This window comes from Aeromonas sp. SrichE-2G (assembly GCF_017939565.1).
GTDB classification, from domain to species: Bacteria; Pseudomonadota; Gammaproteobacteria; order Enterobacterales; family Aeromonadaceae; genus Aeromonas; species Aeromonas taiwanensis.
This window is the reverse complement of record NZ_JAGKRG010000049.1, coordinates 1-26,386: the sequence shown is the minus strand read 5'-3', so window position 1 is coordinate 26,386 and position 26,386 is coordinate 1. Positions and strand designations below refer to the sequence as shown.

Annotated in this window: 22 protein-coding genes; 8 read left to right on the top strand and 14 right to left on the bottom strand. The window is 63.1% G+C overall.

What is annotated here, in order from left to right:
* Window positions 1-175 precede the first annotated feature (175 nt).
* Window positions 176-2,320, top strand: coding sequence for a YccS family putative transporter (gene yccS, locus J9885_RS15070; RefSeq protein WP_210550074.1), 2,145 nt, complete (start codon window positions 176-178; stop codon window positions 2,318-2,320).
* Between the two features lie 128 nt (window positions 2,321-2,448).
* The gene (locus J9885_RS15065; protein WP_042078532.1) at window positions 2,449-2,793 is read left to right on the top strand and encodes a TusE/DsrC/DsvC family sulfur relay protein; all 345 of its coding nucleotides are present in this window, start codon (window positions 2,449-2,451) and stop codon (window positions 2,791-2,793) included.
* A gap of 105 nt (window positions 2,794-2,898) precedes the next feature.
* On the opposite strand, the gene dedD is transcribed toward J9885_RS15065, so the two are convergent.
* The 7 genes from dedD to J9885_RS15030 form a co-directional block, all read right to left on the bottom strand.
* Window positions 2,899-3,723, bottom strand: coding sequence for a cell division protein DedD (gene dedD, locus J9885_RS15060; protein WP_210549925.1), 825 nt, complete (start codon window positions 3,721-3,723; stop codon window positions 2,899-2,901).
* A 141-nt stretch (window positions 3,724-3,864) separates the two neighbouring features.
* Complete coding sequence (gene folC, locus J9885_RS15055; RefSeq protein ID WP_210549924.1) at window positions 3,865-5,118, bottom strand: bifunctional tetrahydrofolate synthase/dihydrofolate synthase; 1,254 nt, start codon at window positions 5,116-5,118, stop codon at window positions 3,865-3,867.
* Window positions 5,119-5,120: 2 nt separating this feature from the next.
* Entirely contained in the window at window positions 5,121-5,984 is an 864-nt protein-coding gene (gene accD, locus J9885_RS15050; protein ID WP_010675139.1) for an acetyl-CoA carboxylase, carboxyltransferase subunit beta, read from the bottom strand.
* A gap of 119 nt (window positions 5,985-6,103) precedes the next feature.
* The gene (gene truA, locus J9885_RS15045) at window positions 6,104-6,913 is read right to left on the bottom strand and encodes a tRNA pseudouridine(38-40) synthase TruA (protein ID WP_210549923.1); all 810 of its coding nucleotides are present in this window, start codon (window positions 6,911-6,913) and stop codon (window positions 6,104-6,106) included.
* Window positions 6,914-7,079: 166 nt separating this feature from the next.
* Entirely contained in the window at window positions 7,080-9,176 is a 2,097-nt protein-coding gene (locus tag J9885_RS15040; RefSeq protein WP_210549922.1) for a FimV/HubP family polar landmark protein, read from the bottom strand.
* A 293-nt stretch (window positions 9,177-9,469) separates the two neighbouring features.
* On the bottom strand, window positions 9,470-10,486 hold the full coding sequence (locus tag J9885_RS15035) for an aspartate-semialdehyde dehydrogenase (protein ID WP_210549921.1): 1,017 nt from the start codon (window positions 10,484-10,486) through the stop codon (window positions 9,470-9,472).
* Between the two features lie 152 nt (window positions 10,487-10,638).
* Window positions 10,639-11,760 (bottom strand): 4-phosphoerythronate dehydrogenase, encoded by a 1,122-nt coding sequence (locus tag J9885_RS15030; protein ID WP_210549920.1) that lies wholly within the window; start codon window positions 11,758-11,760, stop codon window positions 10,639-10,641.
* Between the two features lie 283 nt (window positions 11,761-12,043).
* Between J9885_RS15030 and J9885_RS15025 the strand changes: the two genes are divergently transcribed.
* On the top strand, window positions 12,044-12,766 hold the full coding sequence (locus J9885_RS15025) for a phosphatase PAP2 family protein (RefSeq protein WP_210549919.1): 723 nt from the start codon (window positions 12,044-12,046) through the stop codon (window positions 12,764-12,766).
* 77 nt (window positions 12,767-12,843) lie between these two features.
* On the opposite strand, the gene J9885_RS15020 is transcribed toward J9885_RS15025, so the two are convergent.
* Window positions 12,844-13,665: a MetQ/NlpA family ABC transporter substrate-binding protein gene (locus J9885_RS15020; RefSeq protein WP_043759729.1), complete on the bottom strand. Its 822-nt coding sequence runs from the start codon at window positions 13,663-13,665 to the stop codon at window positions 12,844-12,846.
* Between the two features lie 346 nt (window positions 13,666-14,011).
* Here J9885_RS15020 and J9885_RS15015 point away from each other — a divergent pair, with 346 nt between their 5' ends.
* The 3 genes from J9885_RS15015 (at window position 14,012) to J9885_RS20120 (ending at window position 15,170) form a co-directional block, all read left to right on the top strand.
* Window positions 14,012-14,398: a VOC family protein gene (locus tag J9885_RS15015; RefSeq protein WP_210549918.1), complete on the top strand. Its 387-nt coding sequence runs from the start codon at window positions 14,012-14,014 to the stop codon at window positions 14,396-14,398.
* A gap of 84 nt (window positions 14,399-14,482) precedes the next feature.
* Window positions 14,483-15,022 carry an isochorismatase family protein gene (locus J9885_RS15010; RefSeq protein ID WP_210549917.1) on the top strand — a complete coding sequence of 180 codons (540 nt, stop codon included), beginning with the start codon at window positions 14,483-14,485 and terminating at the stop codon, window positions 15,020-15,022.
* 16 nt (window positions 15,023-15,038) lie between these two features.
* Window positions 15,039-15,170 (top strand): hypothetical protein, encoded by a 132-nt coding sequence (locus J9885_RS20120; RefSeq protein WP_281705948.1) that lies wholly within the window; start codon window positions 15,039-15,041, stop codon window positions 15,168-15,170.
* A gap of 66 nt (window positions 15,171-15,236) precedes the next feature.
* On the opposite strand, the gene modF is transcribed toward J9885_RS20120, so the two are convergent.
* Window positions 15,237-16,688: a molybdate ABC transporter ATP-binding protein ModF gene (gene modF, locus J9885_RS15005; RefSeq protein ID WP_210549916.1), complete on the bottom strand. Its 1,452-nt coding sequence runs from the start codon at window positions 16,686-16,688 to the stop codon at window positions 15,237-15,239.
* A 120-nt stretch (window positions 16,689-16,808) separates the two neighbouring features.
* The gene (gene ppsA, locus J9885_RS15000) at window positions 16,809-19,181 is read right to left on the bottom strand and encodes a phosphoenolpyruvate synthase (protein WP_210549915.1); all 2,373 of its coding nucleotides are present in this window, start codon (window positions 19,179-19,181) and stop codon (window positions 16,809-16,811) included.
* A gap of 308 nt (window positions 19,182-19,489) precedes the next feature.
* Between ppsA and J9885_RS14995 the strand changes: the two genes are divergently transcribed.
* Window positions 19,490-20,302 carry a pyruvate, water dikinase regulatory protein gene (locus tag J9885_RS14995; RefSeq protein ID WP_210549914.1) on the top strand — a complete coding sequence of 271 codons (813 nt, stop codon included), beginning with the start codon at window positions 19,490-19,492 and terminating at the stop codon, window positions 20,300-20,302.
* A gap of 121 nt (window positions 20,303-20,423) precedes the next feature.
* Here the strand turns inward: J9885_RS14995 and J9885_RS14990 are convergent, their stop codons facing one another.
* Complete coding sequence (locus tag J9885_RS14990) at window positions 20,424-20,717, bottom strand: hypothetical protein (RefSeq protein ID WP_246876975.1); 294 nt, start codon at window positions 20,715-20,717, stop codon at window positions 20,424-20,426.
* A gap of 355 nt (window positions 20,718-21,072) precedes the next feature.
* Between J9885_RS14990 and J9885_RS14985 the strand changes: the two genes are divergently transcribed.
* The gene (locus J9885_RS14985) at window positions 21,073-22,449 is read left to right on the top strand and encodes an amino acid permease (RefSeq protein WP_210549913.1); all 1,377 of its coding nucleotides are present in this window, start codon (window positions 21,073-21,075) and stop codon (window positions 22,447-22,449) included.
* Window positions 22,450-22,662: 213 nt separating this feature from the next.
* Here the strand turns inward: J9885_RS14985 and J9885_RS14980 are convergent, their stop codons facing one another.
* From J9885_RS14980 to J9885_RS14970, 3 genes are all read right to left on the bottom strand, one after another.
* Window positions 22,663-23,364, bottom strand: a complete 702-nt coding sequence (locus tag J9885_RS14980; protein WP_210549912.1) for an SIMPL domain-containing protein — start codon at window positions 23,362-23,364, stop codon at window positions 22,663-22,665.
* Window positions 23,365-23,419: 55 nt separating this feature from the next.
* A complete protein-coding gene (locus J9885_RS14975; protein WP_210549911.1) occupies window positions 23,420-23,977 on the bottom strand; it encodes a hypothetical protein in 558 nt (185 codons plus the stop codon).
* Between the two features lie 89 nt (window positions 23,978-24,066).
* Window positions 24,067-26,386 (bottom strand): VCBS domain-containing protein (locus J9885_RS14970; protein WP_210549910.1); only part of this gene is annotated, 2,320 nt, incomplete at its 5' end.

Below are 26,386 nucleotides of genomic sequence, written 5' to 3'. Positions count from 1 at the left end.
TGCTGATGATGCACAAAACCCCGCTTCGGCGGGGTTTTTATTGGCTCCTGTTTCTGTCAGGATAACCAGTAAATCAAGAAGATGATGCGAAATGGCCCTGATCCAAATCAGGGCCATTTCGCTGTCGACGGGTTATGCTTTCGCTTTCGATTCGCTCAAGGGTTGCCGCCATCCCATGCCCATGGATTTCTCAAGCCTGCTGCGCCGGCTGCTGACAGACAGCCACATCTACTTCGCGCTCAAGGTCCTGCTCGCCATCGTGGGGCTGCTCGCCTTCGCATTGTTCACTGGCGACATCCAGCTCACCGTGCTGCTCTCCCTCGGGGTCGTGGCGGGTGCCATCGCCGAGACCGACGACAGCCTCTGGGGCCGGGTCAAAAACCTCGCCATGACGCTGGTCTGCTTCCTGTTCGCCTCCCTGTGCGTCCAGTATCTCTTCCCCACCCCCTGGCTGTTTGCCATCGGGCTTGCGGGCTCCACCTTCCTCTTCGTGATGGTGGGGGCCCTCGGCCAGCGCTACGCCACCATCAGCTTCGGCTCCCTGCTCATCGCCATCTACACCATGCTGGGGGCCGCCAAGGCACCGGATCTCTTCTATCAGCCTCTGGCACTGGGAGCCGGGGCCCTCTGGTACGGCCTGGTCTCGCTGGTCTGGCTCTGGCTGCTGCCCTACAAGACCCTGCACGAGCAGCTGGCCCAGAGCTATTTCGCCCTCTCCCGCTATCTGCAGGAGAAGTCGCGCTTCTTTCCGGCAGACGAGCACGGCGCCCAGGCCATCCGCCACAACCTGGCCCAGCTCAACATCAACCTGGTCAACGCTCTGAACCTGGCCAAGACGGCGCTCAATGCCCGCCTCAATGCCCCCATGAGCCGGCAACGGGTGGCCCCCGAGCTCGCCGGCCTGCTGCGCCTCTATCTGCTGGCGCTGGAGATCCAGGAGCGGGCCACCTCCAGCCACTATCCCTACAGCAAGCTGGAAGCCGAGCTCAAGCAGGGCATCGTCCTGGATGGCTTCCAGGAAGTGCTGTCACAGCTCGCCGAGGCGTGCCAGCAGCTCGGTTACGCCATCCTGGTGCACAAGCCCTATCGCCATCACAAGCGCATCCACTGGACCCTGGAGGCCCTCGGCGATCAGCTGGAGTTCACCCACCTCAAGCAGCACTATCCCAAGACCCTGCTGACGCCGATGAAGTTTCTGCGCCGCAACCTGGCCAGCATCAACCAGCTGCTGCAAAGCGCCGAGGAGCTGCAAAACCCAGCTTCCCCGCCCACCAGCCTGCCGCCCCTGGCAAGGCCAGCCCCCTTGCCACTGCTGGCCCTGATCAAGCAACACCTGACCCCGAACTCCATGGTGTTTCGCCACGCCCTGCGCCTCTCCCTCGGGCTGGTGGTGGGCTATGGCATACTCCAGGCGTTCCATCTGGACAAGGGCTACTGGATCCTGCTCACCGTGCTGTTCGTCTGCCAGCCGAGCTACAGCGCCACCCGGCGCCGTCTGGTGCAGCGGATGCTCGGTACCTTCGCCGGCATCCTCATCGGCGTGCCCGTGCTCTGGCTCTTCCCCGAGCTGCACCTGCAGCTCGGGATCATGGGGCTCGCCGCCTTCCTCTTCTTCACCCAGGTACGCAGCAACTACAGCGCCGCCGTCTGCTTCATCACCCTCTATGTGCTGATGGCCTTCAACCTGCTGGACGGCATCGGCTTCGCCATCCTGGGGCCGCGCCTGCTCGACACCCTGCTCGGCTGTCTGCTCTCCTATGCGCTGGTGGCCTGGCTGTGGCCGGACTGGCAGTACAAGCGCCTGCCGACCCTTATCGCCAACTCCTTGTCCGCCAATGCGAAGTACCTCTCGGCCGTGCTCGCCAGCCTGCACCGCCAGCGGGACGAGTCCCTCGACTACCGGGTAGCCCGCAAGTGCGCCCACCTCGCCGACAGCGAGCTGGCCATGGCCTGGCAGAGCATGCTGGTGGAGCCGAGCAAGCGCCGCCGCTTCCTCGACCTCTGCTTCACCCTCACCTGGCGCAACCATGCCCTGCTCTCCTACATCTCGGCGCTAGGGGCACATCGTGACAAGCTCGAGCCCATCGAGGGGCTGGAGGAGATCAGCCGCCACATCAGCCATACCCTGGAGCAGGCCGCCGGCCACCTGGCGGGCGAGATGCCGGCGCACCTCGAGGGCCAGTGCCCGGCCATCGCCCCGGAGAGCAGTGAGGAGCAGCTGATGCTGAGCCAGCAGCTCAGTCTCATCAGCCAGCTGGCCGACGAGTTGCTGATGCTGGCCAACGACGGTCACCTGCTGACCGGGCAGGATCAGGGCTGAGCGCCCCCTTCGCCGGGCAGCCGGTGAAGGGGCACGGGTCCCGCCGGTTGCCGAGCGGGAGGCAAGGCGCTACCATGCCCGCCCAATCCCAATAACCCAGTCCCGACAGCCCTTTGTGAGGAGCCCTTATGTCTGAGCATCATCAGCTGGAATTCAACGGCCAGGCCATCGAGACCGATGCCCAGGGCTATCTGCGTCATGTCACAGACTGGAGCGAGGCGCTGGCCCTGGTGCTGGCCGAGCGGGAGGGGATAGTGCTGGAGGCGCCCCACTGGGAAGTGGTGCGGTTCGTGCGGGCCTTCTACCTGGAGTTCAACACCTCCCCCGCCATCCGCGCCCTGGTCAAGGCGATGGAAAAACAGTACGGCCCGGAGAAGGGCAACAGCCGCTACCTCTACAAATTGTTCCCGGAAGGCCCCGCCAAGCAGGCCACCAAGATCGCGGGCCTGCCCAAGCCGGTGAAGTGCATCTAGGCCTCCTCGGCTGCCCGATGGCCATACTCCCCTCCCCGTTTTGCACACAAAAAAAGACCGCGCCCATGTTGCCATGAGGCGCGGTCTTTTCATTTCATCACCCTGTCAGGGGTTGTAGGCCACCACTGAGCCGCTCAAGCCGGTCATCTGGCTGATCCGGCTCTGCATGCCCTGCAACTTCGCCTTGGAGACATCCGGCCCGATGAAGACCCGGTTGATCTGCCCCTGCACCGGGGTTCTCGGCGACGTCTGGGCCGAGTAGCCCGCCGCCCTCAGCTTGCTCACCAGGGCATTGACGCTGTCTGCATTCTTGAAGGCGCCGAGCTGCAGGATCCAGCTTCCCTGGGTCGACGTGGCGGCAGGAGCCGGGGCCGGCTGGGCCATCTTGCTCGCGATAAGATCATCCATGGATTTGATCTGGCCCGCCTGCGGCTTGGCCTCCACCGGCTTTTGCACCTCTACCGGCTTGGGGGGCACCGGCTTGGGCTTGGGTTGCTCCACCGGCTTCCTGGCGATCACTTCCGGCTTGGGCTCGGGTTTGGGCTGCGGCTTGGGCGGTGTCACGGCCTGCACCGCCGACTGCTGCGGCTGGGCCGTCGCAGCCGGGTTCGCCGAGCCCTGAGTGGCCACCGCCTGATTGGTCCCAGCCTGATTGGCCAGGGTCACGGTGTCGCCTATCTCCTCCACCTGCCACTGGGTCGCGGCAGAGGCCTGCTGCTGGCTCGCCAGATGTTCCGCCGGCAGGGTGCTCGCCGCCGAGACCTGAAGGGCAGGCTTGGCGGGCTCCAGCTCCGGGCGCAGCGGGATCTTGGCAAAGGCCTCGTCCTTCTGCTCCAGCTTGTTGCCATCCATCAGGTCCGGCAGAAAGATGACCACCAGGGCGACCAGGATGACGGTGCCCACCAATCTGTTTTGAAACTTCGAAGCCAAGTTAATTTCCACCCATATTGCTTAGAATGTTTACCGTGTTGCTGGCATCAACGACGAACGCTCCCTCGCGCCATTTCGTTGTGAAACCCATGCCAGGCCAGGCTGCCCCCTGTCGCTGAAGCCATGATGGACAGAAAGGGCTCAGGCGCTCGCGGCCAGCACGTCGGCGACAGTGTAAAACGAGCCGAACACGATGACCATATCATCCGGACTCGATACGGCCAGCGCTGCCTCATATGCCTCGCTCACCGACTCACACTGCACCGCCGGTCCCTGTTCACCCAGGGCTGCGGCCAGCTGAGCCGCCGTGGCGGCACGGGGACCATGAAGGCTCGCCAGGAACCACTCGTCTATCAGACCGCCGAGCTCGGCCAGCGACCCCGCCATGTCCTTGTCCTTGAGCATGCCGACCACGGCGCGGCGCTTGCCCTTGCAAGGGAGCAGGCGCAGCTGGCTCGCGAGATAGGCCGCCGAATGGGGGTTGTGGGCCACGTCCACGATGACCAGGGGATCCTGTTGCAACTGCTGCATCCGCCCCGCCAGCCGGGCCGTCGCCAACCCTTTGCGGATGGCGGACTCCGCCAGTGGCAGACCGAGGGACTCCAGCGCCGCCAGCACGGTGACCGCGTTCATCAGCGGCAGAGCCGGCTTGGGCAGCCCCAGCCAGTGTTGCAGGCCGTGGTAGTCCCAGTCGCCTTCGTGCTCATCCCCGTGGAAGTCACGGCCTACCTGGCGCAAGGAGGCGCCCAGACGCGCCGCTTCGCTCGCGATGGTCGCAGGGGGGTTGGGCTCGCCGCTGATGGCGGGCTTGCCGGCGCGATACACCCCGGCCTTCTCCACCGCCACCGCTTCCCGGGTATCCCCGAGCCAGTCGCAGTGATCCAGCGCGATGGAGGTGATCAGGGCGACGTCGGACTCCACCACGTTGGTGGCATCGAGCCGGCCCCCCAGCCCCACTTCCAGCAGGAGCACGTCGGGGGCGGCGCGGCGAAACAGCCACAGACCCGCCAGGGTGGCGAACTCGAAGAAGGTAAGGGCGATGTCGCCACGGGCGGCTTCCACCTCGGCAAAGGCCGCGCAGTGATCGCCATCCGCCAGCTCCTGGCCGTTGACGCGCACCCGCTCGGTGAAGCGCAGCAGATGGGGGGAAGAGTAGACACCGACCCGGTAGCCCGCCGCCATCAGGATGCTGGCGGCCATGGCGCAGGAGGAGCCCTTGCCGTTGGTACCCGCCACCGTGATCACCTTGAACGGCAGTTCGGTGAGCCCCATGCGACGGGCGACAGCACCGACCCGATCCAGTCCCATGTCGATGTTGACCGGGTGGATCTGCTCCAAATAAGAAAGCCAGTCGACCAGCGACCGGCTTTGGGATTGTTGCATGTGTGAACTCATGTTCAGTCTTCGATGACCTGAGTGTTCATCAGCTTGGCCAGCAGACCGGCCAGACGGTTGCGCATCTCGCGCCTGTCGATGATGAGATCGATGGCACCCTTCTCCAGCAGGAACTCGGAGCGCTGGAAGCCTTCCGGCAGTTTCTCGCGCACGGTCTGCTCGATGACGCGGGGGCCGGCAAAACCGATCAGCGCCTTGGGCTCGCCCACGTTGATGTCACCCAGCATGGCCAGGCTCGCGGAGACACCACCCATGGTGGGGTCGGTGAGCACGGAGATGAAGGGCAGGCCCGCCTTGGTGAGCCTGTCGAGCGCCGCACTGGTCTTGGCCATCTGCATCAGGGAGAACAGGGCTTCCTGCATCCGCGCACCACCGGAGGTGGAGAAGCAGACCAGGCCGCGGCCCTCCTTGATGCTCTCCTCGACGGCGCGCACGAAGCGGGCGCCGACCACGGAGGACATGGAGCCCCCGATGAAGGAGAACTCGAATGAACAGGCGACGACCGGCACCCCCTTGAGGGTCCCCTTCATCACCACCAGCGCATCTTTCTCCCCCGTCTCTTTCTGGGCGGCAGACAAACGATCCTTGTAGCGCTTGGAGTCCTTGAATTTCAGGATGTCTTGCGGCTCCAGCTCGGCCGCGACTTCACTGCGTCCCTCGGCGTCGAGGAAGCTCTCGAGACGGGCACGTGCGCTGATGCGCATATGATGGTCACACTTGGGGCACACTTCGAGATTGCGCTCCAGCTCTGCCCGGTAGAGCACCTGTTCGCAAGCAGTACACTTGGTCCACACCCCTTCCGGAATGTTGTGACGACGCGGTGTGGTGATCTTGCTCTTGGGAAGGATCTTCTCAAGCCAGCTCATGGAATTCCTTAATGCATTTGTGCCTGACAAAACACATCGAACCTTGATTGTTCAATGACTTAACGGCTCGATGGCAATAAACGACGGATCATTAAACCACAAATTTTCGGGCCCAGTTACTAAAAACTGGTCGTACCCGGTGCCGAGTCCGGCAGCCAAAGCGGGCCGAGGGGCGGCTGGGGCAAGCCGAATTCCGCCGGGTAATCCACATCCACCAGATAGAGGCCACCCGCCTTGGCGGTCGGGCCCGCCAGGTTGCGATCCTTCGCCGCCAGTACCTCGGCAATCCACTCCACCGGTTGAAGCCCCTGCCCCACCAGCAGCAGGGAGCCGGTGATGTTGCGTACCATGTGGTGCAGGAAGGCGTTGGCCTTGATGTCGAGCACGATATAGGGGCCGGAGCGGCTGACACACAGGTGCGTCACGTTGCGCCAGGGGGTGTTGGACTGGCAGGCGATGGCCCGGAAGGTGCTGAAGTCATGCTCGCCCAGCAGAGACTGGCCGGCCTGGTGCATCAGATCGGCGTCTATGGCTTCGTGGTAGTGGCTGACGCCGCTGCCGAGGATCGCCGGGCGGTAGTTGTGGTTGTAGATGACATAACGGTAGCGACGGGCGGTGGCGCTGAAACGGGCATGGAAGTTCTCGTCCACCTCCCTGACCCAGCGTACGGCGATGTCCGGCGGCAGGTTGGAGTTGAGCCCCAGGGTCCAGGCCCCCTCGGCGCGGTTCGCCTCGGTATCGAAGTGGATCACCTGACCGGTGGCGTGCACCCCCGCATCGGTGCGCCCGGCACACTGGATGGAGACGGGGTGGTTGGCGATGCGGCTGAGGGCTTTTTCCAGCTCCTCCTGCACGCTGATCACTTCGCGCTGACGCTGCCAGCCGAAGTACCGGCTGCCGTCATATTCAATACCAAGGGCAATTCGCATGGGTAAAGGTGTCTTCTGATGAAAGGATGCAGTGAAAGAAACGGGGCGGATTATACGCGCTCGGGCCCAAAAGTCCCAGACCGGGCGAGGCAGCGGTGCAGTGTGCCCCAAAGAGAGAGGGCAGCCCGCGGGCTGCCCTCCTGGTTCATGCATGACAAGCGGCCGCTTATCCCAGGCGCTTGAGCAGCTTCTCTGCCTCGTTGCGCTGGTGCTCGCTGCCCTGGGCCGCCGCCTCTTCCAGCAGCTCCCGGGCGCTCTCCTTGTCGTCGATCTCGAGGTAGGCACGGGCCAGATCCAGCTTGGCCCCCACACCACCGTCGTCGGCGTCCACGTCGAAGCCGTTGGAGTCCGGCAGCACCTCGGGGAAACCGTCCAGCCCCACGTCCAGGGAGAAGCCCTGATAGGGTTCCTGCTCCGTGTTGCTGGCGTTGGCATCGGCCAGGAGCTTGTCGATCTCCACGTAGTCGTTGGCCTGCGCCTGCTCGCGGGGTTTGACATCGCTCTGGTGAGGCTCCACCTCGGCGAAGGCATCCTCGAAGTCCGCCAGGGCCAGCTCGTTGGGATCCCAGGCCGGGGTCGTCCCCTTGGCGGGCTCCAGCCCGAGCTCGGCCAGCATGTCGTCCACATTGTCCTTGCCATAGCCGGCGTCTTCGTCCGGCAGCCCCTTGCCGGCCGGCTCGTCAAAGCCGGTCTCAATATCGCTCAGGTCGAAATTGGCAAGCTCGTCGTCACGCTGGCTGCGGCTCTCAACCTGGGCCTTTGCCAGATCCGCCTCGATCTCCGCATCCAGATCGGCAAACAGGGCAGCCTGCAGCTCCTCCTCGCTCATGAGCTCGTCGCGGCCACGGGGGGCCGTATCAGACTCGCCGGAGAGATCGAGATCGGGCCCACCGGGCAACGCGAAGTCCCCCTCGTGAGCCAGATCGAGCTCGGGCACCAGATCCGGGTCCCGCACCGTCGTCACCGCCGGCTCCACGTCAAAGGCGGAAAGCGCCGTATCATCCTCACTGAAGACGATGTCGGCCTGGGTCTTCTCCTCCCGCGGTGTCTCCGGCTCATTAAGATCCGGCATGGGGTGCAGGGAATCTTCATCCGTGATGCCGACCGTCATCAGCTGATCGAACTCGCTGCTCTCCTCCCCCATCACCATGGCGGTGGATTCGGACAGGCTCTTCTCCTGCTCTTCCAGCTCCCGGCGCGCGCGGGCCCGCAGCCAGAGCGTCACCAGGGCCAGCACCAGCAGCACCGGCAGCAGGATGATCATGGCGAGGTTGAGAGGCGAGGAGAGCAGCTCCATCAGCCAGCTCTGCTTGGGCTCGGGCGCCACCACGGGGGGCACCGGCTTGGCCTTGAGCTCGGCCACCTCTTTTTGCAGCGCGGTCTGATCCTGCAGCTGGGCCTTGAGGGTCTCCACCTCTTCGGTCAGGGATTGCAGGCGCAGCTTGAGCCTGTGGTTCATCTCGGTGACCTGGCCGAGCTGGGCATTGGCGTCTTCCAGAGCCAGCGCCATCTCGGTGGAGGGTTTGCCCGCCGGGGCGGCAGGCAGAGACGTCGGCGTCGTGGCGCTGGCGGCACTCGCGGTGACCGGCGCGGGCGGCGCCTTGACCGTCTCTTTGGCGTCGGCGGCCGGCAGGGGCGCCGGTGCCTTGGCAGCCGGCACCGGGAGCGGGGCCGCCTTGGGCGCAGTGTTCGTTGCCGCTGGGGCCGGCTTGACTGGCGCAGCCGGTTTGCTCACGACGGGCTGGGCAGTCTGAGTCTGCTTGTTCGCCAGGTATTTGGGGCTCAACCCCTTCCAGCTCGCGTTGTCGCTGTTGAAGCGGCGCCGCGCCTCGGCATCCGTGATGCGGCCCGCCTCGGCGGCCGTCGGCAGCAGGATGCGCGACCCCACCAGAATGTGGTTGATGTTGCCATCGGCAAAGCTTCTGGGGTTCTTGTCATAGATCGCCACCATGGTCTGGTAGACGCTCACCCGGTTGGAGGGGCGATGTTTGCTCGCCAGGCTCCACAGGGTATCGGTGGGACGAACGGGACCATAACTGCCGGCCGACGCAGTGGCGACCTGGCGCACTATGGGTTGCGCCTTGGGCAGGGTAACTGGCGCCACGGGCTGGGCCCGGGGCTCTGGTTGTACGGCGGGAGGGGGGGAACCATCCGGTCCCTTGAGCTCGACAAAGAAAGGCTCGCGCCCCGCCTCGTCAGCCTGAACCGTGCCCAGAAGCCCCAATGCGAGTAGCGTTGCCAGCGTTATGCGGGAATGTCCCATATTCGTTCCTTCGTATGACGGCCCTATCACATTGAAAAACCTGGATAGTTACCCCAAAACAATCGGCTCAATATAAAGCAGGCGCCGGTCTCAAGCCAGCGTTGCGACATATTTCACGCCCGGCGACCACCAGATGGTCGTTCCGGACGCGAACCAGAGTGTAGAAAAAAACCTAGTTCACTGATATCACTCAACATTCCTAAAACCGGAGAGTGGGTGCCCGGTCACATCCCGGGGCCGCTGCTTCGGCTCAAGGGCGGGGTTCCCTCCCCGCCACGGGCCGGCAACCGGCCTCAGAGGTAGTCGCGTACCAGCAGTTCGGCAATCTGCACGCTGTTGGTCGCCGCGCCCTTACGAACGTTATCGGCCACGATCCACATATTGATACCGCAAGGATGAGAAATATCCTGGCGAACCCGGCCCACCATCACCTCGTCCTGGCCAGTGGCGTCTCGTACCGGGGTCGGATAGTCGTTCTCGTCGTCGAACAGGGTGACGCCCGGGGCATTGCGCAGCAGCTCTTTCACCTGCTCGGCGTCGAGCGGCTGATGCAGCTCGACGTGGACCGCCTCGGCATGGCCGTAGAACACCGGCACCCGCACGCAGGTGGGGTTCACGGCGATGCTGGCATCCCCGAGGATCTTCTGGGTCTCCCACACCATCTTCATCTCTTCCCGGGTGTAACCGTTGTCGGTGAAGCTGTCGATCTGCGGGATCAGGTTGAAGGCGATCTGCTGCGGATAGAGGGTGGGCTCCACCGGACGGCCGTTCAGCAGGTGGGCGGTCTGGCCCGCCAGCTCGCTCACCCCCTCCTTGCCGGAGCCGGAGACGGACTGGTAGGTCGCCACGTTGATGCGAGCGATGCCCACCTCATCGTGCAGGGGCTTGAGGGCCACCAGCATCTGGATGGTGGAGCAGTTGGGGTTGGCGATGATGTTGCGGTTGCGAAAATCCGCCAGGGCGTCCGGGTTCACCTCCGGGATCACCAGGGGAATCTCTTCGTCGTAACGGAAGCAGGAGGTGTTGTCGATGACGATGCAGCCGTGCTCGGCGGCAATGGGCGCCCACTTGGCAGAGACCTCGGCCCCGGCGGAGAAAAGAGCGATCTGCACCTGGCTCCAGTCAAACTCCTCCACGTCCAGGATGTCGACGTTCTTGCCGCCAAAGCGCACTGTGTCGCCGGCGCTGCGGCTGGAGGCCAGCGGGTAGAGGGTGGCGACCGGGAAGGCGCGCTCCTCCAGGATCTCGATCATGGCCTGACCCACGGCGCCGCTCGCGCCCAATACCGCTACGTTGAATTGCTGACTCACTGTTGTGTCTCCTGTGCTGCCGCCGATCGGGTCCCACGGATGGCGGGCCCCGCATGGCAGGCGTGTTCGATAAGATGGCTGGCCCGGCCAAGGTGCCGGGCCGGGGCAAGGATCCGGTATTGCGTCCGTCTCCCTGCCCGTTGAATTCAGGTTTATACCGCCGGGACACAAAAGCCCAGGCGGGCCAGTCTGTCGTCGGCGAAGGGGCCCTTCAGCTGCAGGGAGGAGAGCTCGCGCCGCTCCGGGTAGCGCTTGCGCTGCTCATCGAAGCTGCCGGGCAGCCCGATCCGGTTGCGAAAACGGGCGTCGTCCCGGCGCACGTCATAGATGAGGTGGACCAGCTGCTTGATCAGACTCTGATCCGCCGGCTGCCCGGGGGTCAGTTCGCGCACCTCGGGGGGAGGCAGCAGGGATTGCAGATCCTGGCGCGGCGGGCGGCCAAGCTGTTTGCAGAGCGCCTCGTAGAGCATCCAGGTGCCGCGCGCCTTGCCTTCCAGGCTGTAACCGGCGATGTGCGGGGTCGCCAGCTCGGTATGGGGCACCAGGGCCTGCAGCGGCGCCGGCTCCCCTTCCCACACGTCCATCACCAGCCGCAGGGGATGAGCCCCCTGCTGGCGGGCGAGCAGGGCCTGGTTGTCCCACACCTCGCCACGAGAGACGTTGATGAGGATCTGCCCGGCCGGGCGCTCGGCGATCTCCCTCGCCCCCAGCAGGTGGAAGGTGGCATCCTGCCCCTGGCGGGTGTAGGGGACGTGGAAGCTGACGATATCGGCGCCAAGGGCGGTCTGGTAATCCACATACTCCCCCGCCGCGCCGCTGCGGGCCCTGGGCGGATCGCAGCGCAGCACCCGCATGCCGAGTGCCTCGGCCTTGCCGGCCACGCACTCGCCGGTATTGCCGGCCCCGATCACCGCCAGGGTCATGGCAGCGAGGTCGAGCTCATGGCGCTCCCCCAGCACCAGCAGGGCGGAGAGCACATAGTCCCCCACCGACACCTTGTTGCAGCCGGGGGCGCTGAAGAAGGGAATGCCCCGATCCGCCAGCAGCCCCTGATCGACGTGATCCGTGCCTATGGTGGCGGTACCCACGAAGCTCAGCCTGGGGCTGGTCGCCAGCAACGAGGCGTTGACCCGGGTCACGGAGCGAACCAGCAGCACGTCCGCCTCTTGCAGATCCGCCGCCTGTATCTCTCGTCCCGGCAGGGGGATCACCTCGCCAAATTCGGCAAACAGCTCCAGGGCATGGGGCATATTTTCATCAACCACGATCTTCATCGGCACGCTTCTCATCCACAAGGGCCACAGGCGCGCCATTCTAGCCCAAACGAACCGAATTTTCAGGGGCTTGTTCCAGGGCGCACCCGGGGCATGCGCCCGACCCGCAGGCGTGAGCCCTGACGTCGCGGCTCACGCCCAGGCAAGCGCCACCACTACTAATATGTCACCGCCATATGTAACAGCATGTTGCCCCGCCCCTCTCCCGCCTTGACCACAGGACCTGGGCTGGCACAATGGCGCCTCTTTTTTGGCGCGCCCCGCGCCCCACGATGGGCCCGTTATGCCGACTCACTCCTCTTCGTTGCCACGCCGTCGGGTGCTTGGCTTCAACGCGGTGCTGCTGCTGCCGCTGCTGCTGCTCGTCTGCCTGCCCTGGCAGCCGTTCATGACCCAGTCCCTGCAATCGGGCTGGCTGTGGTGGCCCTACGCCCTGACCCGCATGGTGGATGTGCCCGGCCTGGCCTTGACCGTTGTCGCCCTGCTGCTGGTGACCAGGCACAAGCTGACGCTGGATGGTCGCGCCCTGCTGGCGCTGGCCGGCGCCCTGTTTGCCGTGCTCGCGAGCGACTGGATCATCAAGAGCCTCATCAAGACACTGACCGAAGAGCCCAGGCCCTACCTGCTCTGGCTGGAGAGTCAGCACCTCATCCCCGACATTCGCCAGTTCTATGCCGGCAGCCAGGCGCTGCGCGCCGAGCAGGTCCATGCGGCCACCCAGTTGCTCGCGCTCCCCGCCTGGCTCGGCCAGCACTGGGGGGCCGAGGTCAACTACGCCTTCCCCTCCGGCCACAGCATCGCCGCCATGAGCCTGGCCCAGTTCTTCGGCCTGATCTGGCTGGCGCGCGCCCCCGCCGGGGTCTGGCTGTTACCACTCTGGGCCCTCGGCATCGGCCTGTCACGCACCCTGATCGGCATGCACTGGCCTCTGGACGTGCTGGCCAGCGCCCTGCTCGGCAGCCTGACCGCGCTCCTTGCCGCCCGCTGGTGGCTGCGCCACTACTGAGTACCTCTGCCGCCCTCGCGGCATGCCAATGAAAAACGGGCACCTGGGTGCCCGTTTTTTTGTCTTTGGTGTGGCCCTCAGCCCTTCGGCTGCCAGCCCTGGGGATACTTGTAGCCCACGAAGCGCTTGGCGGCATAGGCCTTGAACTCGGGGGAGTTGTAGGCGGCCGCCACGTCCTTGGCGAACGGCTTGTCCGCGTCGGCGCTCTTCACCACCACCCAGTTGATGAAGTCGTAGCTGCGTTCGAGGAAGAGGCCGGAGCTGAACGGAATGCCGCTCGAGGCGGCAAAGTTGCCGTTGATGACGGAGAAGTCCACGTCTTCGCGGGAGCGCGGCAGCTGGGCCGCCTCCAGCAGCACCAGCTTGATGCCGTGGGGGTTCTTCACCACGTCGAACTCGCTCGCCTTGAGGGGATTGATCCCCTCCTTGAGGGTCAGCCAGCCCAGATCCTGCAGCATCAGCAGCGCCCGCGCCTGGTTGGTGGGATCGTTCGGAATGGCGACCGTGCTCCCCTCTTTCAGCGCCTTCAGATCCGCCAGCTTGCCGGCGTAGAGCCCCATGGGACCGGTCGGCACCTGGGTGATGGGGGCGAGCGACAGCCCGCGATCCCTGGAGAAGCTGTCCAGATAGGGCTTGTGCTGGAAGCAGTTCACGTCGAGCGAGCCGTCGGCCAGGGCGATGTTGGGGGTCACATAGTCGGTGAATTCCACCAGCTTGACCTGGTAGCCCTTGGCCTCGAGCTGGGGCTTGATGGAGTCGGTCACCATGTCGGCGAAGTCCCCGACCGTGGTGCCGATGACGATCTCCTTCTTGGCCGGATCGGCGGCCAGGACGGAGAAGGGCAGGCTGCCGGCCAGCAGGGCCAGGGCGGAGAGGGTGAAGAAGGTACGACGCTGCATAGAAACTCCCTGTCTACATGATCAAAAGCGGTGGGCGGTCGGTGTCAGGAAAGAAGCGACAACGCGACCATCTAGCCGTCCAAACGGCCAATTGATGACACCATAACAGAGCTTGCTCCCTTCGCCAAGCAACAAAACCGGGCAAGCTTGCCCGAATGCTGACTGGGTCTGGCCGGCGCCTTGGCAAAAAATCTTTGACGACACACACAGTTACGGGCTTCTCCCATGCCGTTGAAGGCAGCATCTGGCCTATTGTGGTCATTCGATACCCATTATCCAGAGCCCACTGCGGCACCGAGGGGCGATTGTGCCCCCCTTCTTCATCCAGACAGCACAAGGAGCGGCTGTGTTCGATCATGTTGAAATCAAGGTGGTAAACGTCGACGACTGCCGACGCTTCTACGAAACCGTGCTGGCGCACCTCCTGATAGAGCTCAAATGGGCGGATGAAGACGCCGCAGGCTTCGGCCCTATAGGCCGCGACAAGGTGGGCTTCCTGATAGAGCGCGGCGAACGGGGCGCCCCCTGCCATCTCGCGTTCGCGGCCAGTACAGCTGCCCAGGTGGATGCGTTCCATCGGACCGGCGTCACGGCCGGCTTTGCCTGCAACGGGTTGCCGGGGCTGCGTCCCCACTATGCCCCCGATTACTACGCCGCCTTCCTGCGCGATCCGGACGGCAACAACATAGAGGCGCTGGCCTACCTTGAGCGCCCGGGCACGACGAGCGAGTGAAGATGCGCCGCGCAGTCATCCAGCCAAAAGCCCGGCGTCATTGGGCACCAGACCAGGCAACCCGCCACAAACAAGGAGACATTCATGCTTGAGCACGACACCACCGGCCTGCTGGTCGTCGATATCCAGGGCAGGCTCGCCCGCCTGGTCGAGGAGAGCGACGCCCTGATTGCCAATACCGCCAGGCTGGTGCTGGGGGCCAGGGCGCTGGGGCTGCCGGTTGTCTGGCTGGAGCAAACCCCCGGGAAACTCGGCGCCACCGTCCACGAGCTGCAGCCGCTGCAGGCGGGGGATCCCGTGCTCCCCAAGTTCAGCTTCGGCGCCCTGGGGGAGCCCGATGTGGCGACCGCGCTGGCCGAGAGCGGGGTCGACCACTGGCTGGTGTGTGGCATCGAGACCCATATCTGCGTCTACCAGAGCGTGCTGGGGCTTCTGGCCAGCGGCGCCCGGGTCTCGCTGGTGGTGGATGCGGTGTCGTCCCGTCGCGCCGCCAACCGGGAACTCGCCATCGGTCAGCTGGCGGCCCGGGGGGCGGCCCTCACCTCGGTGGAGATGTGCCTCTATGAGCTGATGGGGGATTGCCGACACCCGGCGTTTCGCCAGATCCTCTCTCTGGTGAAATAGCCAAGTGATGGACAACATGGCCCCCCTGATGTTTGCCCTCATCGCCTTCGGGGTGGCACTCACGGTGACCATGACGGGCATGGCCGCCACCCGCCACTCTCTGGTCTGGCTCTGGCTCGGGATCATGCTCTTCTTCGGGCTGTGGTGAGGGCTGCTGGGCATGCCCCCACTCCTCGCCGGGCCGGCCCCGCTCTGATCATGTCGCCCGGGCGGCTCAATCCCCCAGGCGCTCCTGCAGATAGTCGTATCCCCCCTCCTCCCTTGGCACGAAGCTCAGCCTGTGGGTGAGGCCGGGGGGCGCATCCTCGGAGTGATGGGAGACGAACAGCAACTGGGTACCCTCGCCCACGAGGCGTACCACCATCTCCCGCACCAGGTGGCGGTTGAGGGGATCCAGCCCCTGCAGGGGCTCATCCAGGATGAGCAGCGGCGGGTGTTTGACCAGGGCCCGGGCGATGAGCACCAGGCGCTGCTGGCCAAAGGAGAGACCGTGGAAGGGCATTGCTCCCTGCTGCTCGAGCCCCAGCAGGGCCAGCCACTGGTTGGCCAGCGCCAGCTGGCGATCCCCCGGCCGGGTGTAGAGCCCGATGGAGTCGTAGAAGCCGGAGAGGATCACCGTCTGCACCGAGCAGCCGACGCGATAGTCCAGGTGCAGCGCCGGGCTCACCAGCCCGATGTGACGCTTGATCTCCCAGATGCTCTCGCCGCTGCCCCGCCGCCGCCCGAACAGGTGGAGATCGTTGTTGTAGCTCTGCGGGTGATCCCCTGTGATAAGGGAGAGCAGGGTCGACTTGCCGGCGCCGTTGGGCCCCACCAGTTGCCAGTGTTCCCCCTCTCCCATCGTCCAGTCGAGGTTGTCGATGACAATCTGCTCCCCGTAGGCCACGCGCAGGGCGCGCATGACGACCCTGGGCCCCGGGGGCAAGGGGGCGGGCGCCGTGAGCGGAGGCGGCAACCGGGGGGAGGCCGTCTGCGCACGGGCCAGCTGGGCCACTTCCCGGCTGCCGAGCACCGCCTCGTGCTCCCCCGCCAGCAGCAGGCGGCACTCGCCGAGCAGGCCGAGGTGGGTGGCGAAGGGAGGGATCTCGTCGAAGCGGTTGACGATCACCACCAGCCGCTGCCCCTCTGTCACCAGTTGCGCCAGCAGCGCCATCAGGGAGGCCCTGGCCCCCTGATCCAGCCCATCGAAGGGTTCATCCAGCACCAACAGCTCGGGGCGCCCCAGCAGGGCCCGGGCCAGCAACAGCTTACGCCCCTCCCCGCTCGAGAGATAGCGATAGGGTCGATCCCACAGGGACTCGATACCGAAGCGGGCCAGCAGCGCACGCGCCGCGGGCTCTTCCCCCTCATCCAGCATCAGGGTCGACACCCGGTAACCTGCCTCCTCCTCTTCCCCCAGCATGTCGGTGTTGCGCCGTTGCCAGTCCAGCTCTCCCAGCTGCTGCTGCGACTCGAAAGAGAGGCGCATCGCCTTCACCCGGCCGCTGGCGGCCCCCTCGCGCAGGGCGAGCTCGCCGCACAGGGCCGAGGCGAGCGCCGTCTTGCCGCTGCCGTTGCTGCCGACGAAGGCCCAGCATGCCTGCGGGGTGAGGCAAAGCTCGGGGATTACCAGGGTACGGTGGCCGCGCAGGGCCAGGGTGGCGGATTGCCATTGCAATGAGGTCATGGGGTCGTCCTGTGAGTCGCGGGAAGCAGCCTTGCTCCCTCCCCTTGTAACAGAAAAAGGGGGGCGCAGACAAAAACGGCGCCATTGCGGCGCCGTATCGTTGAAGAGCGGGGGACGGGCTTAGCCGGCCTTGTGCTGCTCGGCCAGATAGAGCCAGGTATCGACCACGGTATCCGGGTTGAGGGACACAGAGTCTATGCCCTGTTCGACCAGCCAGGCGGCGAAGTCCGGATGATCGGACGGCCCCTGGCCGCAGATCCCCACGTACTTGCCCGCCTTGCGGGCGGCGGCGATGGCCATGGCCAGCAGCGCCTTGACCGCCTCGTTGCGCTCGTCGAACAGGTGGGCGATGAGCCCGGAGTCCCTATCAAGTCCAAGCGTGAGCTGGGTCATGTCGTTGGAGCCGATGGAGAAGCCGTCGAAGTGCTCGAGGAACTTGTCCGCCAGCAGCGCGTTGGAGGGCAGCTCGCACATCATGATGACCTTGAGGCCGCGCTCGCCACGGCGCAGGCCGTTTTCGGCCAGGATGTCGATGACCTGCTCCGCCTCACCCAGGGTACGCACGAAGGGGATCATCACCTCGACGTTGGTCAGCCCCATGACGTCGCGCACCCGTTTCATCGCCTCGCACTCGAGGGCGAAGCAGGGGCGGAAGCTGTCGGCGATGTAGCGCGACGCGCCACGGAAGCCGATCATGGGGTTCTCTTCGTGGGGCTCGTAGCCACGGCCCCCCACCAGGTTTGCGTACTCGTTGGACTTGAAGTCCGACATCCGCACGATGACCCGCTCCGGCCAGAAGGCGGCCGCCAAGGTGGCGATCCCCTCGCTCAGCTTGGCCACGTAGAACTCGCGGGGGCTCTCGTAGCCCGCGATCATCTTGCTGATGGTGGCCTGAAGCTCCGGTGTCTGCTGATCGAACTCCAGCAGCGCCTTGGGGTGCACCCCGATCATGCGGTTGATAATGAACTCGAGGCGGGCCAGGCCCACGCCGGCGTTCGGCAGCTGGGCGAAGTCGAAGGCGCGGTCCGGGTTGCCGACGTTCATCATCACCTTGATGGGCAGGCGCGGCATGTTGCCCACCTCGGTCACCGCCACGTCAAAGTCGAGCTCGCCGTCATAGATGAAGCCGGTGTCCCCTTCCGCACAAGAGACGGTGATGAGCTGGCCATCCTGGATGTGATCGGTGGCGTTGCCGCAACCCACCACCGCCGGAATGCCCAGCTCCCGGGCGATGATGGCGGCGTGGCAGGTGCGTCCACCGCGGTTGGTGACGATGGCGGAGGCCCGCTTCATGATGGGCTCCCAGTCCGGGTCGGTCATGTCGGTGACCAGCACATCGCCAGGCTGCACTTCATCCATCTGGCTGATGGAGGAGATGACTCGGGCCGGACCCGCGCCGATCTTGTGGCCGATGGCGCGCCCCTCGATCAGCACCTTGCCGGATTGTTTGAGGGCGAAACGTTCGAGCGTGTTCGCCTCCTGGCGGCTGCGCACTGTTTCCGGACGGGCCTGGACGATATAGAGCTTGCCATCCTGACCATCCTTGGCCCACTCGATGTCCATCGGGCGACCGTAGTGCTGCTCGATGATGAGGGCCTGTTTGGCCAGCGCCATCACCTCTTCATCCGTGATGCAAAAGCGGCTGCGCTCGGCCTCGGAGGTGTCGACAATTTTCACCTGACGGCCGTGGCCGGCATCGTCGGAGTAGGTCATCTTGATGAGCTTGGACCCCAGGGTCTTGCGCACCACGGCGGGACGGCCGCCCTTCAAGGTCGGCTTGTGGACGTAGAACTCGTCCGGGTTGACGGCCCCCTGCACCACCATCTCGCCCAGTCCCTGGGCGCCAGTGATGAAGACGACGTCATTGAAACCGGATTCGGTATCCAGGGTGAACATGACGCCGGAGGCGGCGAGATCCGAGCGCACCATGCGCTGCACCCCTGCGGAGAGGGCGACGCCCTTGTGGTCATACCCCTGATGCACCCGGTAGGAGATGGCGCGATCGTTGAACAGAGAGGCAAACACATGCTTGATGGCGGTCATGACGGCGTCGATGCCGCGCACGTTGAGGAAGGTCTCCTGCTGGCCGGCAAACGACGCATCCGGCATGTCTTCCGCGGTGGCGGAGGAGCGCACCGCAAAGGAGGCCTCCAGCCCGGCGCTCAGCTTGTCATAGGCATCACGCACGGCCTGTTCCAGCGCGGGCTGGAACGGCGCTTCCACCACCCAGTCGCGGATCTGCTGGCCGGCTCGGTTGAGGGCGGCGATATCGTCCACGTCCAGGCTGTCGAGCAGGTCGTGGATCTTGCCGTTCAGACCGCTTAACTCCAGAAACTCGTTAAACGCAAAGGCGGTGGTCGCGAACCCGCCCGGCACGGACACGCCGGCACCAGAGAGGTTGCTGATCATCTCGCCAAGGGATGCATTCTTGCCGCCGACGCGCTCGACGTCCTGCATACCGAGCTGTTCGTACCAGAGTACGTACTGTTGCATTTGCATGTCTCCAGGTTGGGGGGCCAGGGTGACCAATCACCAGCTGTGCCAAATCATGTGTTTTTGTTGGTGTCTGTTGCCAACGACCATGAAAACGTTTTCTACTTATTGTCAAAAATATCCCCGAGCAAGAGTTGGGGATGGCCGTTTGACACAGGCATTCTACAATAGCGACACAAAAAGGTAACGACTCAGGTTTGCAAGCCAGTTCACAACTTGGGTACGGCAGATCTGTTGACAAAAACGATATGGTTTCGAGAGATACTTATTTCTCGTCATTCCCCAGAAGCGCCCCACAGGAGTCCGCAGTGCACACCGTATTTTATGTATCCGACGGTACCGCCATCACCGCCGAGGTCTTCGGCCACGCCGTGCTGAGCCAGTTTCCCCTCGCCTTCGAGCAGGTCACCATCCCCTTCGTGGAGACCCTGGACAAGGCCCGCCAGGTGCGGGGCCGCATCGACGAGCAGTTTCGCCAGACCGGGGTGCGCCCCATCCTGTTTCACACCATCGTCGACCCGCAGGTGCGCGAGGAGGTGCTGAAGGCGCAGGCCAGCCACCACGATTTTCTCAACACCTTCGTGAGCCCCCTGGAGCAGGAGCTCGGCATCAAGGCTGAGCCCAGGCTGCACCGCACCCATGGCATGGAAAACCGCAAGCTCTACGACGATCGCATCGAGGCGGTCAACTTCGCGCTGGCCAACGATGACGGCATCACCACCAAGGAGTACGAGGAGGCTGACATCATCCTCATCGGGGTTTCCCGCTGCGGCAAGACGCCAACCAGCCTCTACCTGGCGCTGCAGTTCGGCATTCGTGCCGCCAACTACCCTTTCATCGAGCAGGACATGGGTACGCTGGATCTGCCCGCCGCCCTCAAGGCCAATCGTCACAAGCTGTTCGGCCTCACCATTGCGCCCCAGCGGCTGCACGAGATCCGCAACCAGCGACGGGCCAACAGCCGTTACTCCTCGCTGGAACAGTGCGAACAGGAGCTTGCGAGCGTGGAGCGGCTGTTTCGCCAGGAGGCGATCCGCTTCCTCGATACCAGCTCCCACTCGGTGGAGGAGATCAGCGCCAAGATCCTGGAGGCGACCGGCCTGCGCCGCCAACTCTGCTAAAGGAAAGCTGTGCTGGCAGCCTGATACGCACGGGACGCGCACCGGATCAGACCCGTGGCAAGATAACGAGACAACCAGACAGAAGAGCGATGACGCCTGCGGCTGGCAGGCGTCACGGCATTCAGGGGAGAGGACGGGATGGGGGCTGGTTGAGCTCCCTGTTGTTCATCAACATGCCGTGAAAGCGGAGCAGCCCGTGGCGCTTGCGCACCCGCTCGCTCAGCCAGCATGCGGGGAGCAACCCCAGGCCGGCGGCAAGGGCCAGGACCATGGCAATGTGGCTCACCAGATAATCCGCCCCCTGCCATCCCCAGACGAGCAGGCAGGCCATCGCCATCGTCAACAACATGGGGGACAGCCAGACTCCCAGCCACAGCACGGCGCACAACAGCCCGGCGACAATACGTTCGATCATATGAGTCCTTTCTTGAGAAAGGGCCATCAATTCACCAACGCACCCACATGTCAATACCAGAAATATCAATCGCTCACAAAGCCAGCAATCACTTCCAAAACCCCTTCCAAGATCATAAAAAACCTGCGTGGCGCACAAAAAACCAGCCAATGATGATGAAAACAGGTGCATGAGGGGGCGTTTATCACTATTCTGCTCGGGTTGGTAGCCGCTACAAAAAACAGCCAGCGGCAAACCGTAACGATATAAATACGGATTTCGTCACGTTTTCGGCACAAGATGCTGCGCCGGGCACAGGAAGTGCCATGGCCGACGAGGCGAAAACGAGTGAATTCAGCGACGTAAGGAAGGAAGAATGGATCTTCAACAACAAGGCGAAGAGCTGAAGCGTGGCCTGAAAAACCGCCATATCCAGCTCATCGCACTGGGCGGTGCCATCGGGACCGGCCTTTTCCTCGGCATTGCCGACACCATCAAGATGGCGGGCCCCTCGGTGCTACTGGGCTATGCCATCGGCGGCTTCATCGCCTTCCTCATCATGCGCCAGCTCGGCGAGATGGTGGTGGAAGAGCCGGTTGCCGGCTCGTTCAGCCACTTTGCCTACAAGTACTGGGGTGACTTTGCCGGCTTCGCCTCCGGCTGGAACTACTGGGTGCTCTACGTGCTGGTGAGCATGGCCGAGCTGACGGCGGTCGGCATCTATGTACAGTACTGGTGGCCCGAGATCCCGACCTGGATGTCGGCTGCCTTCTTCTTCGTGCTGATCAACGCCATCAACCTCTCCAACGTCAAGGCGTTCGGCGAGATGGAGTTCTGGTTCGCCATCATCAAGGTCGTCGCCATTCTCGGCATGATCGGATTCGGCGGCTGGATGCTGTTCTCCGGCAGCGGCGGCCCCGAGGCCACGGTCAGCAACCTCTGGGCCCAGGGCGGCTTCTTCCCCAACGGCGTCGGCGGGCTGGTGATGGCCATGGCCTTCATCATGTTCTCCTTCGGCGGCCTGGAGCTGGTCGGCATCACGGCGGCGGAAGCGGACAACCCCGAGAAGAGCATCCCCAAGGCCACCAACCAGGTGATCTACCGCATCCTCATCTTCTACATCGGCGCCCTGACCGTACTGCTCTCCCTCTATCCCTGGGGCAAGGTGGTGGAAGGCGGCAGCCCGTTCGTGATGATCTTCCACGCCCTGGACAGCAACCTGGTGGCCAACGTGCTGAACCTGGTGGTGCTGACCGCCGCGCTGTCCGTCTACAACAGCTGCGTCTACTGCAACAGCCGCATGCTGTTTGGCCTGGCCAAGCAGGGCAACGGTCCCAAGGCGCTGCTCAAGACCAACAAGAGCGGCGTGCCCCTGACCGCCATCACCATCTCGGCTGCGGCCACCCTGCTGTGCGTGCTGATCAACTACCTGATCCCGGGCAAGGCCTTCGGCCTCTTGATGTCCCTGGTGGTCTCCGCGCTAGTCATCAACTGGGCCATGATCAGCCTGGCGCACCTCAAATTCCGCAAGATCAAGGCCGCCGAAGGGGTCACCACCAAGTTCAAGGCATTGTGGAGCCCGTTTGGCAACTACCTCTGCCTCGCCTTCATGGCCGCCATCCTGGTGATCATGTACATGAACGACGGCACCCGCATCTCGGTCGAGCTGATCCCGGCCTGGGTCCTGGTTCTCGGCATCGGCTACCTGCTCAAGCAGAAGAGCCAGCGCCGGGTAGCCACCAACCTCGGTTGATCCCTCACTGCCATCTCAGAATGCCGGTCACTGACCGGCATTTTTCTTGCTGCCTCTGCTTGCGTGATATCGGCCACCCTTCTTTTCCTGATCTGGCTCGAGTTAGCAACCGACCTTGGTTTGTTGACGCCGATAGCCCCGCCTTGGCCCATAAACGACAAACCCGAGGCAGGGCCCCGGGTTTGGGTCAAGTACAGAGAGGGTTGCTGCCCGTCACTCCAGGAGGAAGACGGCTTCCACGTTGTCCGTGATGCTGATCTGCTGCTGTTGGTAGCTGTTTTCCATCATGTCGCCAGCAGGGGCAGCGGCGGCCTTCATGGCGCGGCTATAGACAGGGACAGGGGAGCTGTTGCGATACTCGACGCTGTATACCTTGCCAAGCTTCATGCCAAAGGCCTTGGCCAGAGACTCCGCCTTGCTCGTGGCATCCGCCACCGCGCCAAGGCGTGCCTGCTCCTTGATGACCTGGGGTGACTTGAGGCCGTATTCAATCTGGGTGACGGACTCCAGACCCGCCTTGAGGGCGGTGTCCATCAACTGGCTGAGCTTGTCGAGCTGATAGAGCTTAACCGCCAGCTGACGCTGGGCACGATAGCCCACCATCTCGGGCTGCTTGTTCTGGGGATACTGGTACTCGGGGGAGATCACCAGATTGCCGGCCTCCACATCGCTGCGCTTGATGCCGAGACTCTCCAGCTGTCCAAAGAAAGCGGCGACCTTGGTATCCACCTTCTGCTTGGCCTTGATGCCCTGCTTTTCCAGCGCGGTCACCGCCACATTCAGCGTCAGCATATCGGGCTCGGCCTTCTGCTCCGCGTAGCCACTGACCACAAGATGGGGCGCCTGCGGCACCTCGATGGCAAGCAGTGGGGCACTGACAACCAGCGCAGACAGGGTAAGAAGGGGACGCCACATAGAAAAAACCTCCATCGATTAGATGGAGGCCATTATGCACGTCGTCGATTGGGATTCATATATCGTGCAGCGGAGGGAGTTGTTCCAGCACCTGGTTGGTCATGTCGATGTTGATGCTTATCTCGTTTCCAAGCGGGCTGCCATGGCTTGTCATCACTGAGGCCGGCGCCTGTGCTCCGAGCAAGGGCTCATCGTCGAAGTGGAAAGAGTCCCACGACAGAACGTGGCCTTGCGATGGTGCACTCGACTCTGGAGCCGTCGCCATCATCAGACCACTCCAGTCGATATCTTCACTGTGGCTGAGCAGTCCCTGCAAGGAGGTGCTGCTCAGACTCTGCAATGAATACTCCTGCTGCCCCCACTCGTGGCCAACCAGCACCACCATGTGGGGCAAAGGCGCATCCTCGGCTGGCGTGACGTGGATGCTGGGGGCGGCAAAGTCCACGTCGAGCAGTCCTGCCACGTCACCATCCTCGCTCTCCAGCTCCAGACCGTTGAGTTTATCACCCGTCATCGTGGTCTGATAGCCGAAACGGCCGGTGCAGACAATGTTGTCCTGCCCATCCCAGCTGTAGCGAATACCATCGATGTCGACCCAGTTGAATGGTTCCATATTTCTCTCACACCTTCGATCCTGCCTATATTAACGCCCTTCATCCACAAGCAACAAAGGGCAGGCAAGCCTGCCCTCCATCGGCGTCATCAGGGGTGCGGATCTATCTTGAGGTTACCATCGTTAAGCAATTGCTCGATAATGGCCTGGTTTGTGGTGGTGGTGCCACCATGGGTCAGATCCGCCCCCCCCTGGAACATAACCGTCAATTGCCCACCACCCGCAGTGCTACCATTGGTATCGATAGTCAACTTGTTATTGAGCGTATCGAACGTCAGATAGCTGTTGAGGGCACTGGCTAGCTCACTATTGCTGGCACTGCCCGGCACATTGTCCAGTAATTGCGACAGATCCAGCACATCACCATTACTGCCCGAACCCAAGGTGAAGTCGGTTATCTTGTCCACACTGCCATCGGCCTCCCCTGCTAGCCACTTGAAGGTATCCTTGCCATCTCCTCCTGTCAGAATATCGTTGCCCAACCCGCCAATCAGTAAATTATCTGCTCCGTTGCCGATCAGAGTATCACTACCAGCTCCACCAATTGCACCTTCAATGGAGCTATATTTATCTCCTTCTGCATCGCCCCCAGAACCGGTACCAGCGAGCAGATTGATGGTATGCGCAGCGCCGTCGTCGCTGTAATCCACCAAGTCATGTCCCCCACCGCCGGAGATCACATCATCTTGTGAGCTGCCCGCGAGAACATCATCACCGCCAGTGCCAGTCAGGGTATAACTCCCATCCCCCGATACGACGCCAATGTGGAGAGTCGAAGTGGCTGTTGTATCACCGTCTCCATCCGTTCCTTGAATGCCAAAAGACAGATCCTGATTAGCAGGCAAAATCCGTGTCGAGACAATTGCTTCCGTAAAACGCACACCTTGCCCTGATCCACTGATACCTGTAATTGTTACTACGTTGAAGCTGATCGATGGATCAATCACCGTACTCGTACCACTCACCACCATGGTGCCCGTCTGGGTATAGAGAGGATCGGACGGATCCAGCAGGGTGTTTACGGCAGTCCACTGTATGGTCAAAGAACCATTGATACTGTTATTGGTCAGCGTCAATTTATCGATCAACTTGGGATCGGATGTAGAAGGGTTGTCACCAGCAGCCCCCACATTATGAAACTCCATGGTGACACTCTCACCATTGCCCAGGAACTGGTTATCGATACCAAAACCCTGGGTAGAAGAGTTCACACCATTACTGGTACCCGTAAACTCTATCCGCCCATCCGTCGTTTGTACCCATGGCTGCGGCCCTCCTGCCGTGAGATTCAACAACGAGAACGTCTCGTCACGGGCGACCTCCGAGTTGATCAGATTGAACTGATAATGCCCGTCAGCAAACACAGTCAAGGAGAACAAGCCACTCCCACTGGCGCTTGCCAACAAGGTGGTACTCAACAAACTGCCATCCAGATTGTATGCACTGGAGGAGCTATAACTCACACCAGTTATGGCTGGCCCAGTGATGTTGAAGGCAGACAGGCCATCAGCTCCCGGTTCTACATCAAAGAACCCCTTGAGGGATGTCATCGGTTCATTTGCCATGAAACCTGACATAAAGCTGCCCATCGTCGGCACGTCGTCCACAATCCGGATCTGCAGGTCAGCTGCCGACGAGGTCACACCACTGACCCCAGTCACCGTGATGAAGTTACCTATGTCGTCGAAATGATCCGTGGCTGCCGGCGGGGTCAACACATTGTCCGACAAGGTATAGGTGTACCCAACCGTCGCACTCTTGCCATCCGCGCTCAACGTCACGCTGGTGATATCCAGCAACCCATTACCGGTATTGATGCCCTGTGGCAACACGCCGCCCGGTACAAAGTTTTGACCCAGCACGGTGATGCTCGCCACACCATCGGTTGCGCTCACTGTGAAGGTGCCACTCACCGCCTCTCGGGTGTCACTGTTCAGGGCCGGGTCTGACAGCTCATTGCGCCCATCCGCTAACGCCGTTTCGTAGACCGTTGTGGTGGCCCCACCGGCTGCCACGACAGTGACGCTCTGGCTGTCATCCGCCCCCTTGATGTTGATGGTCAACTTGGCAATGCTCTCGTCCCCATCCGCATCCTTCATCGTGTACCAGACGTCGTAGCTCAGGTTCGAGCCCGCCGTCAGCGCCTGCGTGGCCGCCTTGCTGTTGTCCAGCGTATAGCTCCAGGCGCCAGTGGTCGGGTTCTGGGTAAAGGTACCGTAAGTACCAAGGGCACTGACCGCAGCACTGTTGTCATGCCCGGCCGCACTCCAACCCACGAACACCGCCGGGGTATCTGCACCGGACACATCGTTGTCCAACACGTTGCCATTCAGGCTGCCGGCACCATCCTCCGTGACCGTGCCACCGGTATCATTGTTTGCAAGCGGGGTGTCATCGACAATCCGGATC

What these genes read in the sequence shown, in the direction of transcription:
- yccS (WP_210550074.1), top strand. Translation starts at nt 176, where the DNA reads ATGCCCATGGATTTCTCAAGCCTGCTGCGCCGGCTGCTGACAGACAGC.
- J9885_RS15065 (WP_042078532.1), top strand. Translation starts at nt 2,449, where the DNA reads ATGTCTGAGCATCATCAGCTGGAATTCAACGGCCAGGCCATCGAGACC.
- folC (WP_210549924.1), bottom strand. Translation starts at nt 5,118, where the DNA reads ATGAGTTCACACATGCAACAATCCCAAAGCCGGTCGCTGGTCGACTGG.
- accD (WP_010675139.1), bottom strand. Translation starts at nt 5,984, where the DNA reads ATGAGCTGGCTTGAGAAGATCCTTCCCAAGAGCAAGATCACCACACCG.
- truA (WP_210549923.1), bottom strand. Translation starts at nt 6,913, where the DNA reads ATGCGAATTGCCCTTGGTATTGAATATGACGGCAGCCGGTACTTCGGC.
- J9885_RS15040 (WP_210549922.1), bottom strand. Translation starts at nt 9,176, where the DNA reads ATGGGACATTCCCGCATAACGCTGGCAACGCTACTCGCATTGGGGCTT.
- J9885_RS15030 (WP_210549920.1), bottom strand. Translation starts at nt 11,760, where the DNA reads ATGAAGATCGTGGTTGATGAAAATATGCCCCATGCCCTGGAGCTGTTT.
- J9885_RS15025 (WP_210549919.1), top strand. Translation starts at nt 12,044, where the DNA reads ATGCCGACTCACTCCTCTTCGTTGCCACGCCGTCGGGTGCTTGGCTTC.
- J9885_RS15020 (WP_043759729.1), bottom strand. Translation starts at nt 13,665, where the DNA reads ATGCAGCGTCGTACCTTCTTCACCCTCTCCGCCCTGGCCCTGCTGGCC.
- J9885_RS15010 (WP_210549917.1), top strand. Translation starts at nt 14,483, where the DNA reads ATGCTTGAGCACGACACCACCGGCCTGCTGGTCGTCGATATCCAGGGC.
- J9885_RS20120 (WP_281705948.1), top strand. Translation starts at nt 15,039, where the DNA reads ATGGCCCCCCTGATGTTTGCCCTCATCGCCTTCGGGGTGGCACTCACG.
- modF (WP_210549916.1), bottom strand. Translation starts at nt 16,688, where the DNA reads ATGACCTCATTGCAATGGCAATCCGCCACCCTGGCCCTGCGCGGCCAC.
- ppsA (WP_210549915.1), bottom strand. Translation starts at nt 19,181, where the DNA reads ATGCAACAGTACGTACTCTGGTACGAACAGCTCGGTATGCAGGACGTC.
- J9885_RS14990 (WP_246876975.1), bottom strand. Translation starts at nt 20,717, where the DNA reads ATGATCGAACGTATTGTCGCCGGGCTGTTGTGCGCCGTGCTGTGGCTG.
- J9885_RS14985 (WP_210549913.1), top strand. Translation starts at nt 21,073, where the DNA reads ATGGATCTTCAACAACAAGGCGAAGAGCTGAAGCGTGGCCTGAAAAAC.
- J9885_RS14980 (WP_210549912.1), bottom strand. Translation starts at nt 23,364, where the DNA reads ATGTGGCGTCCCCTTCTTACCCTGTCTGCGCTGGTTGTCAGTGCCCCA.
- J9885_RS14975 (WP_210549911.1), bottom strand. Translation starts at nt 23,977, where the DNA reads ATGGAACCATTCAACTGGGTCGACATCGATGGTATTCGCTACAGCTGG.